The 13,215-nt window shown below is 38.6% G+C and carries 12 protein-coding genes; 4 read left to right on the top strand and 8 right to left on the bottom strand.

Annotated elements, in window-relative coordinates:
* Positions 1-557: 557 nt before the first annotated feature.
* From NSTCB13_RS00950 to NSTCB13_RS00940, 3 genes are all read left to right on the top strand, one after another.
* Complete coding sequence (locus NSTCB13_RS00950) at positions 558-1,352, top strand: GNAT family N-acetyltransferase (RefSeq protein WP_448271104.1); 795 nt, start codon at positions 558-560, stop codon at positions 1,350-1,352.
* Between the two features lie 124 nt (positions 1,353-1,476).
* Entirely contained in the window at positions 1,477-3,087 is a 1,611-nt protein-coding gene (locus tag NSTCB13_RS00945; RefSeq protein ID WP_448271102.1) for a glycosyltransferase family 39 protein, read from the top strand.
* Between the two features lie 353 nt (positions 3,088-3,440).
* Positions 3,441-5,057, top strand: coding sequence for a glycosyltransferase family 39 protein (locus NSTCB13_RS00940; protein ID WP_448271101.1), 1,617 nt, complete (start codon positions 3,441-3,443; stop codon positions 5,055-5,057).
* A gap of 494 nt (positions 5,058-5,551) precedes the next feature.
* Here NSTCB13_RS00940 and NSTCB13_RS00935 read toward each other — a convergent pair whose 3' ends face one another.
* The 4 genes from NSTCB13_RS00935 to NSTCB13_RS00920 all read right to left on the bottom strand — a co-directional run bounded on the left by NSTCB13_RS00935 (position 5,552) and on the right by NSTCB13_RS00920 (position 7,511).
* The gene (locus NSTCB13_RS00935; protein WP_445630005.1) at positions 5,552-6,730 is read right to left on the bottom strand and encodes an ATP-binding protein; all 1,179 of its coding nucleotides are present in this window, start codon (positions 6,728-6,730) and stop codon (positions 5,552-5,554) included.
* Between the two features lie 157 nt (positions 6,731-6,887).
* Positions 6,888-6,968, bottom strand: coding sequence for a hypothetical protein (locus NSTCB13_RS00930; protein WP_448270327.1), 81 nt, complete (start codon positions 6,966-6,968; stop codon positions 6,888-6,890).
* Complete coding sequence (locus NSTCB13_RS00925; RefSeq protein ID WP_445630006.1) at positions 6,959-7,204, bottom strand: hypothetical protein; 246 nt, start codon at positions 7,202-7,204, stop codon at positions 6,959-6,961. The genes NSTCB13_RS00930 and NSTCB13_RS00925 overlap by 10 nt, the downstream gene beginning before the upstream one ends.
* 112 nt (positions 7,205-7,316) lie before the next feature.
* The gene (locus tag NSTCB13_RS00920) at positions 7,317-7,511 is read right to left on the bottom strand and encodes a hypothetical protein (RefSeq protein WP_322713506.1); all 195 of its coding nucleotides are present in this window, start codon (positions 7,509-7,511) and stop codon (positions 7,317-7,319) included.
* Between the two features lie 329 nt (positions 7,512-7,840).
* Here NSTCB13_RS00920 and NSTCB13_RS00915 point away from each other — a divergent pair, with 329 nt between their 5' ends.
* Positions 7,841-8,338 carry a GNAT family N-acetyltransferase gene (locus NSTCB13_RS00915; RefSeq protein WP_445630007.1) on the top strand — a complete coding sequence of 166 codons (498 nt, stop codon included), beginning with the start codon at positions 7,841-7,843 and terminating at the stop codon, positions 8,336-8,338.
* A gap of 68 nt (positions 8,339-8,406) precedes the next feature.
* Here the strand turns inward: NSTCB13_RS00915 and NSTCB13_RS00910 are convergent, their stop codons facing one another.
* The 4 genes from NSTCB13_RS00910 to NSTCB13_RS00895 all read right to left on the bottom strand — a co-directional run bounded on the left by NSTCB13_RS00910 (position 8,407) and on the right by NSTCB13_RS00895 (position 13,201).
* Positions 8,407-9,024 (bottom strand): class I SAM-dependent methyltransferase, encoded by a 618-nt coding sequence (locus NSTCB13_RS00910; RefSeq protein ID WP_445630008.1) that lies wholly within the window; start codon positions 9,022-9,024, stop codon positions 8,407-8,409.
* A gap of 145 nt (positions 9,025-9,169) precedes the next feature.
* A complete protein-coding gene (locus NSTCB13_RS00905; RefSeq protein WP_448271100.1) occupies positions 9,170-11,638 on the bottom strand; it encodes an EAL domain-containing protein in 2,469 nt (822 codons plus the stop codon).
* A 21-nt stretch (positions 11,639-11,659) separates the two neighbouring features.
* Positions 11,660-12,697: a sensor histidine kinase gene (locus NSTCB13_RS00900; RefSeq protein WP_445630010.1), complete on the bottom strand. Its 1,038-nt coding sequence runs from the start codon at positions 12,695-12,697 to the stop codon at positions 11,660-11,662.
* Positions 12,698-12,772: 75 nt separating this feature from the next.
* Positions 12,773-13,201 carry a response regulator gene (locus NSTCB13_RS00895; protein WP_448271098.1) on the bottom strand — a complete coding sequence of 143 codons (429 nt, stop codon included), beginning with the start codon at positions 13,199-13,201 and terminating at the stop codon, positions 12,773-12,775.
* Between the last annotated feature and the right edge of the window lie 14 nt (positions 13,202-13,215).

Raw genomic sequence — 13,215 nt, 5'->3', positions numbered from 1 at the left:
TCACTTAGGTTAAATATCGTCACAATATACAGCATTCAAGTTGGTGAGGTACACAAGCTCACGTCTGTTGCCCAAATATAAAACGTGTTTTACCCCTGAATTCCGAATTCTGCTGTATATCAGAGTTTGTGTCAAATGCTATGAATTACATCCATAGCGTATATCAAAAGAAAATTTTGTATCTTATTGCCAGATTTTTTAGGAATTAATGCTCATAATAAAAGCACTCTAACCTTAATCTAAGAAAGTAAAAAAGCTCTTAGACCACAATACCGTTCAGTGAAACCTAAAATCCTTGCTAGAGACGCGAAATTGAACCGAGCAACTCTTGGAGATGCTGCGCGATCGCCCCGCTATGCTAACATCTTGCTGCGCTAACGCGTCTTTATAGGTCAAAAATCAGTATAAAAAATCCTTAACTGAAGGGTATTGGTCTAAAGGATCTTTTGTTGAAAACTGTCTCAATTACACTTCGACACATTAATGCATAATGTGACCTGTTTGTTTAGTGCCTAAATCCTAGTAGAATAATTTCGCAAATCTAAGTAGGAAGATAGATGGAAGTTTCTGGACGCAACATCAATTACCCACTGAATCCTCCTTCCCCTCTTGAAGATTTTCCCGTCCTTCAAACTGAAAAATATACCCTACGACTGGCTTCAACTGAAGAAGAATTAGAATCCATTTTTCGGTTGCGTTTTGAGGTGTTTAATCTGGAACTAGACTTAGGATTTACTGCTTCTAACTTTAACCAGATGGATATAGATAAGTTTGATGCGGTTTGCCATCATTTAATCTTAATCTCCAAACAAACGGGTAAAACGATTGGAACTTATCGGATGCAAACTTATACAATGGCTTCTCAAAAATTGGGTTTTGATGCTACCGATATATTTAATCTTAATGGAATTCCCAATTCTGTACTTCAGGTAGCAGTGGAAGTTGGGCGTGCATGTATAGCGAAAGAATATCGCAATATTCAAGCACTTTTACTGCTCTGGGAAGGGCTGGCAAATTATCTCATCTGGAGTAAAAACCAATATTTCTTTGGTTGTGCATCATTACTGACACAATGTCCTTGGCAAGCAACTTGCGCTTATAATTATTTTCAGCATAATGACTTCATGCATCCGAGTATTTTGGTTTATCCAAATCCACAATTTTGTCTAGAAATGCCTCAAAGTTGTCCAAATAAATATAATAATTTTGAAATTCCTAAAATTTTGCAGGCATACTTGAATATTGGAGCTAAAATATGCAGTGTTCCAGCTATCGATCGGCAGTTTAAAACCATTGATTTTTTAACTATATCTAATGGCAAAGACTTTGCTAGATGGCGCTATAAAATTTGATAACACTCCATCAAATTACCTAAGCTGTATCCGATGAACAAACTCAGATATAATTCCTACCGAACGTATCTCATTTAGTCCACCTCACTGAATTATATTAGACAAATTATTGGGAAAACTACTTATGCACCATCTCAAATTGGCTCCGAGTTGGTTGCGATTTTTAATTATTTTCTTATTGACAATGGGTATATTGTTTCGTTTTTCTAATCTTGATGGGAAAGTTTTTTGGCACGATGAGACTTTCACTTTATTACGGATTTCTGGTTATACGGCAAATGAAGCTAAACAACAACTTTTTAATAATCGGATCGTTGGTGGAGAAAGTTTTGCCCAGTTTCAAGGTGCAAATCCAGAAAAAAGCTTAAATGATACAATTATGTCTTTAGCAAAACAAGATTCTCAACATCCACCGTTATATTACATAATAGCCAGATTGTGGGTGGAAATCTTTGGTAATTCGGTGACGGCAATTAGAAGTTTATCAGCCTGCATTAGTTTGCTGGTTTTTCCTTGTGTTTATTGGCTATGTCGAGAATTATTTAATGTGCCATTATCGGTTCCTGGTGTTGCGATCGCCCTCATGGCTATCTCTCCAATTCACCTAGTGTACGCCCAAGAAGCACAAGAATATATTCTTTGGTTAGTCACCATTTTACTATCCAGTGCGTTTCTGCTACGAGCCATACGGCTAGAAGATGAGCTAGCAGAAGAACGACAAAAACCAGATTTATTCGCTATTTGGAGCCTTTATGCAGTCACCTTAGCCATTAGTCTTTATACATTTATTTTGAGTGCATTTGTAGCAGTTTCTCACGGAATTTATGTGATGATAATTGCTAAATTTAAGTTTACTGAAACTGTGAGAACTTATTTGTTAGCATCACTAGTTGGTTTTTTAGCTTTCATGCCTTGGATAACAATTGTAATTGGTGATTTTTTTCAATTTTTAATTTCAGCAGACAAAACACCACAGTCCGATCTAATACCTATATTTCCATTTTTATCAATGCAGTTAAGCCGGATTTTTTTTGATATAGACCTTAGTTCAGAAAATCCTTTAAGCAAATTAATTGCACTAACCCTTTTAATTTTGGTAGGATATTCTATTTATTTTATTTGCCGAGCAACTAACTATAAAGTCTGGTCTTTTATCATCACATTAATTGTAGTACCAGCATTACCCATAATACTGCCAGATTTAATTACTGGGAGTATACGATCGTCTACCGAAGCATATTTAATCCCATCTTATTTAGGAATCCAGTTAGCTGTTGCTTACCTACTAGCTACGCAACTATATAATGGCAGGCGATCGCGTCGGAACTTTTGGCACATAATCATGGCATTAGTAATTATTTGTGGTTTGATTTCTTCTAAGGTGAGTTCCCAGGCAGAAACTTGGTGGAATAAGGGTATGAATTATGGCAATCCTCAAGTTGCCCAAATCATTAATCAGAGTAATCGTCCACTTTTGATTAGTGATGCTTTGGGTAATAATTATGGTAATGTCTTTTCTTTAAGCTATCTTTTAGAACCAAAAGTGCGATTTCTGTTAGTGAACAATCAAAAAATTCCGAAAATTCCTGATAGGTTTACTGATGTGTTTTTACTTAATCCTTCAGAGGCTTGGGGTAAAACCATAGAAAAAAAGTATAAATTCAAAACAGATATTGTTTATAGCGATAACTATTATTCAATTTGGAAGTTTGCTAAGACTCGTAATTTGCGCTGACGTAATATCTCACTTAATAATCAATTACCTACCAAGCTATCAACTAAGCAAACAATTTTTCCATAGCTGCCAAGTCTTGAAAAGTTCTTTGTTGCACAAATAAGCCTGCTTGGAGTACATAAACCCACTTCTCCCACTTCACTAAACAAGTAATTTTGTAGCTAAATATACAATTTTTTTATTTTGCACAATAAACTACTGATAATTACTACCTCCGCTACTTGACTAACTCACTATCTATAATTGCAACCCACCACTATTTGGTTAGATATTTTTAATAACTAGTTTTGAGAGTCACAAAATTGTTTTGTTAAAGTAGATAATTGTTGTACAAGTTATTGTGAAATTTAGTTATGCGGCTCCAACTTGCTCCAAAGAGGTTGCGATTTCTCATTGTAGTTTTGTTAATGGTGGGTATATTTTTTCGTTTTTTTAACCTTGACCGCAAAGTTTACTGGCACGATGAGACTTTCACTTCATTACGGATTTCTGGTTATACGTCAAATGAAGTCAAGCAGCAAATATTTAATGGTCGCCTAATTAGTAAAGAAAGTTTTGCCAAATTCCAAAGTCCCAATATGGAGAAAGGCTTACGTGACACAATTATATCTTTGGAAGTAGACGATCCACAGCATGCACCACTGTATTATATACTCGCTCGGCTTTGGGTGGGAATCTTTGGCAATTCGGTAACGGTAATTAGAAGTTTATCTGCCTTTATCAGTTTGCTGATTTTTCCGAGTATTTATTGGCTGTGTAGAGAATTATTTAAATCATCAGCATGGGTATCGGAGGTTGCGATCGCACTCATGGCAATCTCCCCTATTCACTTAGTATATGCCCAAGAAGCACGAGAATATATTCTCTGGATAGTGACTGTATTACTATGCAGCGCTTCATTACTACGAGCATTACGATTGGAATCACAAGGTGGAGTACTACGTATACTAAATTGGGGAATGTATGCAATCACCTTGGTGCTTAGTCTCTATACATTTTTATTCAGTGGATTTGTTATAGTCGCTCATGGGATTTATGTAATTGCCACTGCAAAATTTAGGTTTACTAGAACAGTAAAAGCTTATCTATTAGCATCTTTAGCAGGGTTTTTAGCTTTTACACCTTGGATACAGGTTGTGATAGTTAACTTGTTGCAATTAAAAAGTTCAACAGCTTGGACAAAAAGACATTTACCCTTAGATGATTTAATTAAATCTTGGCTTTTACAGTTAAATCGGATTTTTATTGATTTAGACTTAGGCTTTGAAAATCCGTTTACCTATGTAATTACGCCATTTTTTTTAGTTCTTTTTGGATATTCTATTTATTTTATTTGTCGAAAAACTAACTATAAAATTTGGTTGTTTATTATCACGCTAATTATGGTTCCTGCATTACCTTTAATGCTACCAGACTTACTTTTTGGGGGTATACGCTCACTTGCCGAACGTTATTTATTGATTTCTTATTTAGGAATTCAATTGTCTGTTACTTACCTACTCGCTACGCAGCTACATAATAAGAGTTTAGTACGCCGACGAATCTGGCAAATAATCATGGGACTAGTGATTATTGGTGGACTAGTTTCTTATGGAGTGAGTTCTCAGGCTGATACTTGGTGGAGTAAGGTTATTAGCTCTGGTAATCCACAAGTTGCAAAAATTATTAATCAGACTAATCATCCACTTTTGATTAGTAATGATTCTGGTATTAATTATGGTAATGTCTTTTCTCTCAGTTATCTTTTACAACCAAAAGTGCAGTACCAATTAGTAAAAGGCCGTTCTATCCCCAATATTCCTGATGGTTTTACTGATATTTTTTTACTAAATCCTTCAGATACCTGGCGTCAGCAAATAGAAACAAATTATAATTATAAAACTTTTGTAGTGTACGGTGACAAAAATTATTTGGTCTGGAAAATAGAAAATCCACGTAGCGATGTATTTTTTGAAAAAATTAGGACTTAAGCAAAACTAGACGCTGTAGTTATGGGCAATTCATATAAATGAATTCGCGTCAGATAAAGAAGGAACTTAATTGTGTTTCAACTATTATTTGCATAACTTTATCTTCCAAAATATTTCCATATATTTTTGATGGCAAATACGCCAACGCAGGTTGCAAATTTTAGCAGGTAATAAAACTTGTCCAACACCAAATTCCCAAGCACCAAAATAAGCAGAGGAGCAGAGGGGTAGGGGGCAAGGGAGCAGGGAGCATACTTCGACTCCTTTCGACTTCGCTCAATGACCAACGCTCAGTAACCGGGGAGCAGGCGGAGAATAGCTCTAACTCAACTCATTACTCATTACTCCTAATGCTCAATGCTCAATGCCCAATACTTCGACTACGCGGTAGTTGAGCGCAGTCGAAACTCAGTACAAGTGCCCAATGATGGCAGTTGCTCCACTTGGGGAGACCCCAATACCCAATGCCCAACTATGATAATTTACTTGCCTAATTATTGTAGTGGCAGAGTGACAATTACTGTTGTGCCGACACCCTGCTCACTTTCTAATTGAATATGACCACCATGTAACTCCACACATTTTTTAACTATAGTGAGTCCCAGTCCTGTTCCTTGAATTACACCCACATTGCTGGCGCGATAGAAGGTTTGAAATAGATGAGTTTGATCTTTGAGAGGAATCCCCATTCCCCGATCTTTGATTTGGAAAATTGCGAGGCGATCTTTGCAAATCAAATCAAACCAAATAGTGTCACTTTCAGGAGAATATTTAATGGCATTGGAAATTAAATTAGTTAAGATACAATTTAGTAGGTCTTCATCAATTTGGGCTTGGGTTGATTCACCTTGACAAGTAAAGATAATGCTGTGCTTACTACCTGCATTGAGTTGAAGAATATCTGTGAGTTCGCTACAGAAATTTTCTAAATTTAAAAGTGTAGGTTTGTATTCGAGTTTAGCTGCTTCCGTTTTACTCAAGAACAATATCTCATCTAAGAGATTAATCATCTGGTTGATAGCATTTTGTATTCGATCGAAATATTTAATTCTCCGGATATCAGTTAGTTTATTGCTGTTGTATTCCAGGATATCTACAGCCGTCCGAATCGTAGTCATAGGGGTGCGGAACTCGTGAGAAACCATTGCTACAAAGTTTGACTTTAACTCGTTAAGTTCCTGTTCTTTTGCCAGTGCTTGACGGGTGCGTTCTTCACTCTCGCGTAGTTGGTTGAGAATTTCGCTTCTTTCAATGGCATAGCGAATGGCACGCACTAACCATTGGATAGTGATTTTATCTTTAACTAGATAGTCTTGCGCTCCTTCTGCTAATGCTTGCAGTGCTAAATCTTCATCATCAACACCTGTTAATATTACAACTGGGATATCAGGTACTGCTGCCCTAAATTCTTTCAACGTGTCCAGTCCAATAGAGTCTGGAAGGCTGAGGTCTAACAAAACTAGGTCGAATCTGCGTTGCTTTCGACTCTCTATCTGAGAATTATCAAGGTTAGACGTAGAATTTTCCCTGCTAGCTTCTATCGCCTCAGATAACCGTTCAACATGTAACATCTGCCATTGTTCTTGATCTGAATTTAAAAATATCCGGCGTAGGAGATAAGCATCACTTGCACTATCTTCTACTAATAGAATGTGAATTGTGAGCTTTTCCATAGTACAGGGTTATATCAATTTGTTAGATAATCACCTGATTTCCTATTTTGTAGATAGGGCTAGAATTCATTCGCTTATTAGAGGGTTAATAAGCGGTTATTAAATATATATTTAAAGATACCTTAATTTGCGTTGAAGGTAAAATAAAATACTGTTCCTACGTCCGGCCTAGTTTCGACTCAGCCCAGATGCGATCGCCATATCGCTCAACGATTTTTTTGTAGATAGCTAGACTAATGCCAGTACCAGAAACTCGACGAGTATGAAGACGGCGGAAAACCTCAAAGATTTGCTCAAGATATTGAGACCATTATCCTGAGCGATCGCTATATGTAAATTACTAAGAGCTAGACTGGGAGCAGTATTACAGTCAACGAGAACAAATTGATGATTGCGAGTACCCACACGAGAATAAACATAGCTGCGGTAAGCTACGCTAACGCCCCAACGTAGAGACAATGCAATTTTTGACATAAAAACAAGTGGAGATGTAGTGTAACACCACATTTCCACTCTAAATTTAGTGTATTAGGGTTACAACAAAAGACCCCACGAGCTGATTAAAACTTGAGAAAGTTCAAATTAATTAACGTGACTCAGTTCCTTGATTGGGGCTACCTGCTACACCATCGTTTTCTGGAGCTTCTGGAGTAGCAGTGGATTTAGCATCACTGCCTTGCGCATCACCAGTTTTGCGGATACTTTCGTCAGTAGGGGTTTCGCCGTCAGCAGAAGCAGTAGACGCAGGTTGTTCATTATTAGATTTTTGTTGTTCAGCCATGATTACATCCCTAATTATTTATCGTTGAGATGATCTTAAAAAATTAGGAGTATGAATGCATCTATCCAGATATAGTTATGGCTGATTTCTACCTCTATCGGAAGTATTGCTTAGTATTACTCATGTATGCTGAAAAAATCCAGAAATGTAGAGTTATTTAACCTTACAACCCTTCCTATCGCTAAGGGAGAACCTGGAACGGGTTTTATGTCTAAGATGCTTTTAAAATTGCTTTATTGATAGTTGCCAGGAAATAGCAAGCGATCTGAGTCTGGCTAGGCGAATAATATGGTTTGATGATGGTGATACAAACTATCAAAGTCTAATTAATGAACCAGAACAATCTATCGTTACCATCTGGATGTATCCTTCGCAAGGCAACCTCTGGGGATCAGTGGTCGATTCGATTGCTGGTATTTTCAGCGAAACTCGATCCAACCCAATTAAATTGGCAGCAATTTTGGGTAATTGAATACAATCAGAATCTGATAGCTTGTGGACAGCTACGTAATTTCTCAGGGGCACAAGAACTTGGTAGCTTGGTCGTTGCATCAGCTTGGAGAGGTCGCGGTTTGGGTAGTTTGCTAACGCAGCATTTGATTAATACAGCAACGCAACCACTTTATCTGGAATGCTTAGGTCAACGGCTGGTGCAGTTTTACAGTCACTTTGACTTTGTGCCAATATCTTTTGAAGATTTGCCACAATTTCCCAAGACAATAGGCTTATCTACGCTTAAAGAGAAATTTAGATTCTCGCAGTTAGCTAAAAGGCTGCTCAAAGTTCCTGTGGTATTTATGGAATATCGAGGTCAGGCTAATTCGTAATTCGTAATTTCAGATATGCAGAACAAGGCTTGATACAAGATGTTTCCAACTTTTTATTGCCTCCATTTTCAAATCGGAGGTTTAGCAAAAATTGTTAGTAAGACAGGCCCTAGTAAATAATGGTGATTCAAACACAATAGCCCAGCAGAGGAGCCAAGAAGTTGACGTTGATTAGGGCTGTAGAGTCTAATTCCACGGGGAGAGACTGGCAATAATTGAGGTTCTGTCTCTTTTTTGGAAGTCATGTCAACTAAATAAAAGCGTCCACCAGGAGAAAGTACCCGTGCTATCTCACTAACCACCTGTTTTGGTTCCAAATAGTGCAAGAAGCTGATAGTATTGAAAACGGCATCAAATTGACCATCAGCAAAGGGAAGAGACTCAGCTTTGCCCTCAATATAAATTAAGCGTGGACGGTGGCGGTTGTTCTGTCTTGCTACCCGCAACATATTAGCAGACAAATCCAATCCGGTAGCTTGGAGATTGGGAAACTGAGTAGCAAGGCGCTCAAGCAAGCGTCCAGTACCACAGCCGATATCAAGTACATTTGCTGGCTCTGGTAAATCGACGTACTCCAGCAACCGTTGGTGAATGGCTCGATAAAACACTGAAGGAAAGAACCAATCGTAACTTGATGCCCATAGGTCAAAAAATAGCTTTTTGTTTTTGAAAAAGTCATCAGTCATTAGTTTTCGCAGCTTTCTTAAAGCTTGATGCTTTTTGAGGGTAAGTTTAGCTGCGCCTCCAAGAATTTGGTTAACAACACAAATTAACTATAGCGGTTCTGAATTAGTTGTAATATGTTGCTCTTGTCAGGTTATTTAAACTAAGCTAACTAGGTTCAATGCCAGATAAAATCAATGTTTCTACCGACTTGTTATCGAGGGGTTGGGAGAAAAAATATCCCTGTGCATATTTGCATTTCATCACTTGAAGTTGCGCCAGTTGTTCTAGTGTTTCTACGCCCTCTGCGATTACATCTATATTTAGACTCTGTGCTAGAGCGACGATCGCTTGAACAATCTCTAAGTTTTCTCCATTAGCACCAATCTTAGCAATAAAGGAACGATCGATCTTCAAGGCATTACTGGGAAAGCGATGCAGATAACTCAAGGATGAATAGCCGATGCCAAAATCATCTAAGTGTAATTGAATATTCATCTGTTGCAGTTGCGATAGCATAAAAGTTGCTAATTGCATATTCTCCATAAGTACGCTTTCAGTAATCTCCAGCTTTAAACTGCCAACTTCTAAACCAGTCTCTTGGATAATTTGGTTAATTTGCTCAATCAGCCCAGGTTGGGAAAACTGCTTAGTAGAAAGATTTACACTAATCGTTAAAGGTGGGTCAGTAGGAAATTGTACTTGCCAAGCCCGCATCTGCCGACAAGCCTCGCCTAGTACCCAATAACCAATAGGGATAATCAACCCAGTTTCTTCTGCCAGGGGAATAAAGCTGTCTGGAGATATTAATCCGTGTTGCGGGTGCTGCCAACGAACCAGAGCCTCGAAGCCAATAATTTTGTAAGTTTCTAATAAAACAATTGGCTGGTAGTAAACTTGAAACTCCTGGCGTTCAACTGCCCGTCGTAGATCCATCTCTAACTCTAATAGCTGGGTTACTTGGGCGTACATGGTTGAGTCAAATATTTCATGGCGTGCTTTACCCAATGCTTTAGCGCGATACATTGCAATGTCAGCATCGCGCAAGAGTTCCTCCGGTCGGTTATAACTACCCTTGCTCAGGGCGATGCCAATACTAACGGTGGTGAATACCTCGTACCCACTGAGTTGGAACGCAAATGTCAGAGCTTCGTGTATCCGCTCCACTACGGTGATTACGTCATTGGCATTTTGGAGATCGTCAAGCAAAATTGTAAACTCATCTCCCCCTAGACGGGCAACTGTGTCTCCAGTACGCAGGCAATTTTCCAATCTCCGAGCAAGGGCAGTTAGTAGTCGATCGCCAATCATGTGACCGAGACTGTCGTTGACAACTTTGAAGCGATCTAGGTCTAGAAACAGAACAGCGAATGTATAGTTCGCGCGTCGTTTTACCTGCATGAGCGCACGTTCTAGCCGTTCCATAAATAAGGCACGGTTTGGTAGTCCGGTTAGGACATCGTGAAAGGCATCATGAATTAATTGTGCCTCCGCAAGTTTGAGAGCGGTAATGTTGCGAGAAATACTTAAAACAAAATATACTGAACCATCGCTAGTTAATTCAGGCACAAGGCGGGTATGGTAATGTTTTGTTTGCTGGCCGATCGCTAAACTGCATTCAAACTCCGTTTCTTCTTTGGTTTGAAAAACTCGCCGAAGCTTGCGATCGCATATCCAGCAAAATTCTTCTGGTAGACTTAACTCTGCATTTGTTTTGCCGATAAATGTCTCGGCTGATATTCCTGTAACTTTTTCAATAGCTGGATTAACGTAAACGTAGCGCAATTGAGGGTTAAATCTGGAAATAATATCAGGTGCATTTTCAACTAGTGCTTTGAATTCTTGCTGGCGACGCGCTAGTGCCTCTAGAATTTGGTTGCGTTCGGTGATATCCTGAAAGACCAAAACTGCACCTGTGATATTACCGTTGTCATCTTTAATCGGTGCAATACTATCATCAATTGGTATTTCTGTACCGTTTTTAGCAATAAGTATCGTCTGTTCTGGTAGACCGACAGTAACGCCCGACTGAAGGACTTGCTCTACAGGATTTTCAATTATTATACGAGTTTTTTCATGAGCAATATTAAATACTTCTGTTGCTTCTTTCCCAAATGCATCTGCGTAATTCCAACCCGTCAGTACCTCCGCAATTGGATTCATAAAATTCACAGTTCCAGATTCGTCGCTAGTAATCACAGCATCTCCAATACTTTTAAGTACAGTAGTCAGCCATTGTTCATTCTGTTTTAATTTTTTTTCCGTCCGATGTTTAGAAAGAGTAATTTCAATCGTGAACTTTAATTCTTTTTCTTTGAAGGGCTTGAGAATGTAGCCAAACGGCTCTGTTACCTTTGCTCGATTCAATGTTGATTCATCTGCATTAGCAGTCAGATATATGATTGGAATATTAAAAAGATTATGAATTATCTGAGCAGCCTCCACACCATCCATTTTTCCTTTGAGGTGAATATCCATTAGAACTAAATCAAGAGAATCATCTGCTGCTTTCCTAATTGCTTCTTCTCCCGAATCGGCAAGCGCCATAACACTGTATCCAAATTTCCTCAGCCGACTTTGTATATCCATTGCCACGATGATTTCATCTTCAACAACTAATATATTTACTGGGTTCATGATTTTATTTAACTTCTAAATTTAGAAAATTTTATTCGTAAATATAATTTTATACTCTATTCCCTTGTTGTTGGTAAAATCGATATTGCCTTGTAACTGATGTATTAGACCTTTGACTAATCGTAAACCTAATGATTCTGTAGCTTGAAAGTCAAAATCTTGGGCAAAACCAACACCATTATCACCGATAGTAAGTGTAAACAAATTTCCTTCTGTGGAGCAAAAGTCAATATAAATTTCTCCTGGTTCTCTTTGGGGAAAGGCATATTTTAGGGAATTTGAAATAAGTTCGTTGATAATCAAACCGCAAGGAATAGCTGCATCAATGGCTAGAAAAACCTCCTCAACATTCATTTTCAAGGTAATATCGCTGGAATTAACGTTGTATGAATAAAATAAATTAGTTACTAAATCTTGGATATAGTCGGCAAAATTAATTCTTGCCAAGTCTTGAGATTGATATAGTTTCTCGTGGATCAGAGCCATTGATTCAATCCGGTTCTGGCTATCTTTGAATACCTCAAGAGCTTGATTGTCCTTGAGATACTCTGCTTGCAGGTTGAGCAGACTAGAAATAATCTGCAAATTATTTTTTACCCGGTGATGAATTTCTTTCAATAGCACTTCTTTTTCTTGAAGCGATGCTTTAATCTGCTCCTCTGCTTGTTTACGCTCCCGCCTCACCAGTGCCTCACGCAACTCGCGGGTAACAGCAGGGGTAAGCCGTGCTAGATTGCCTTTGATGATGTAGTCATGGGCACCAGCTTTCATAGCGGCTACTGCCGTATCTTCACCAATCGTGCCTGAGACGATAATAAATGGCAAGTCAAGTCCACTTTCCTTAACCTGCTTCAGTGCAGCCGGGGCGCTAAAGGTGGGCATGGAATAATCGCAGATCGCGATATCCCATGTTTGCTCTGCGATTGCAGCTTTCATAGCTGTGGGTGTATCAATTCTTTCAGAGGTTACTTCATAGCCTCCACGTTGCAGTTCGCGCAGTATCAACAAAGCGTCGTCTTCTGAATCCTCAACAAGTAATACACGCAGTGGTATACCCATGTAATTCGTAATTCGTAATTCGTAATTGAGAAAGTCAGCTTTGCATCTATAACCTGATTTTGGAGGATTGGTAAGCTATATTCTTGGTGGTGATTCATTTAAGACAAACCAGTACAATCCTAGTTGTCGCACTGCTTCACTGAATTGGGAAAAGTCTACTGGTTTGCGAACATAGCTGTTGGCTCCCAAGCTGTAACCATTGATTAAGTCTTGCTCCTCTTTGGAGGAGGTGAGAATGACGACGGGAAGAATTTTTGTCTTGTCATCGGTTCGTAGGTGTCGCAAAACTTCTAGACCATCCATTTTAGGCAACTTCAAATCTAGAAGGATGAGATTCGGCATAACGCTCATGTCGCGATCGGCGTATACACCTTTACCAAAGAGATAATCTAGGGCTTCTACCCCATCGCGTGCTACTACTACCTCGTTCAGAATATTGTTTTTCTTAAGTGCGCGTAGAGTGAGCGCTTCATCGTCAGGATTGTCTTCTACAAGTAAAATCATGTTCTATTCCTCTA

The sequence above is a fragment of the Nostoc sp. DSM 114160 genome, from assembly GCF_053470305.1.
This window is presented reverse-complemented; position numbering and strand designations above follow the sequence as displayed.

What these genes read in the sequence shown, in the direction of transcription:
- NSTCB13_RS00950 (WP_448271104.1), top strand. Translation starts at nt 558, where the DNA reads ATGGAAGTTTCTGGACGCAACATCAATTACCCACTGAATCCTCCTTCC.
- NSTCB13_RS00945 (WP_448271102.1), top strand. Translation starts at nt 1,477, where the DNA reads ATGCACCATCTCAAATTGGCTCCGAGTTGGTTGCGATTTTTAATTATT.
- NSTCB13_RS00940 (WP_448271101.1), top strand. Translation starts at nt 3,441, where the DNA reads ATGCGGCTCCAACTTGCTCCAAAGAGGTTGCGATTTCTCATTGTAGTT.
- NSTCB13_RS00935 (WP_445630005.1), bottom strand. Translation starts at nt 6,730, where the DNA reads ATGGAAAAGCTCACAATTCACATTCTATTAGTAGAAGATAGTGCAAGT.
- NSTCB13_RS00925 (WP_445630006.1), bottom strand. Translation starts at nt 7,204, where the DNA reads ATGTCAAAAATTGCATTGTCTCTACGTTGGGGCGTTAGCGTAGCTTAC.
- NSTCB13_RS00920 (WP_322713506.1), bottom strand. Translation starts at nt 7,511, where the DNA reads ATGGCTGAACAACAAAAATCTAATAATGAACAACCTGCGTCTACTGCT.
- NSTCB13_RS00915 (WP_445630007.1), top strand. Translation starts at nt 7,841, where the DNA reads ATGAACCAGAACAATCTATCGTTACCATCTGGATGTATCCTTCGCAAG.
- NSTCB13_RS00910 (WP_445630008.1), bottom strand. Translation starts at nt 9,024, where the DNA reads ATGACTGATGACTTTTTCAAAAACAAAAAGCTATTTTTTGACCTATGG.
- NSTCB13_RS00905 (WP_448271100.1), bottom strand. Translation starts at nt 11,638, where the DNA reads ATGAACCCAGTAAATATATTAGTTGTTGAAGATGAAATCATCGTGGCA.
- NSTCB13_RS00900 (WP_445630010.1), bottom strand. Translation starts at nt 12,697, where the DNA reads ATGGGTATACCACTGCGTGTATTACTTGTTGAGGATTCAGAAGACGAC.
- NSTCB13_RS00895 (WP_448271098.1), bottom strand. Translation starts at nt 13,201, where the DNA reads ATGATTTTACTTGTAGAAGACAATCCTGACGATGAAGCGCTCACTCTA.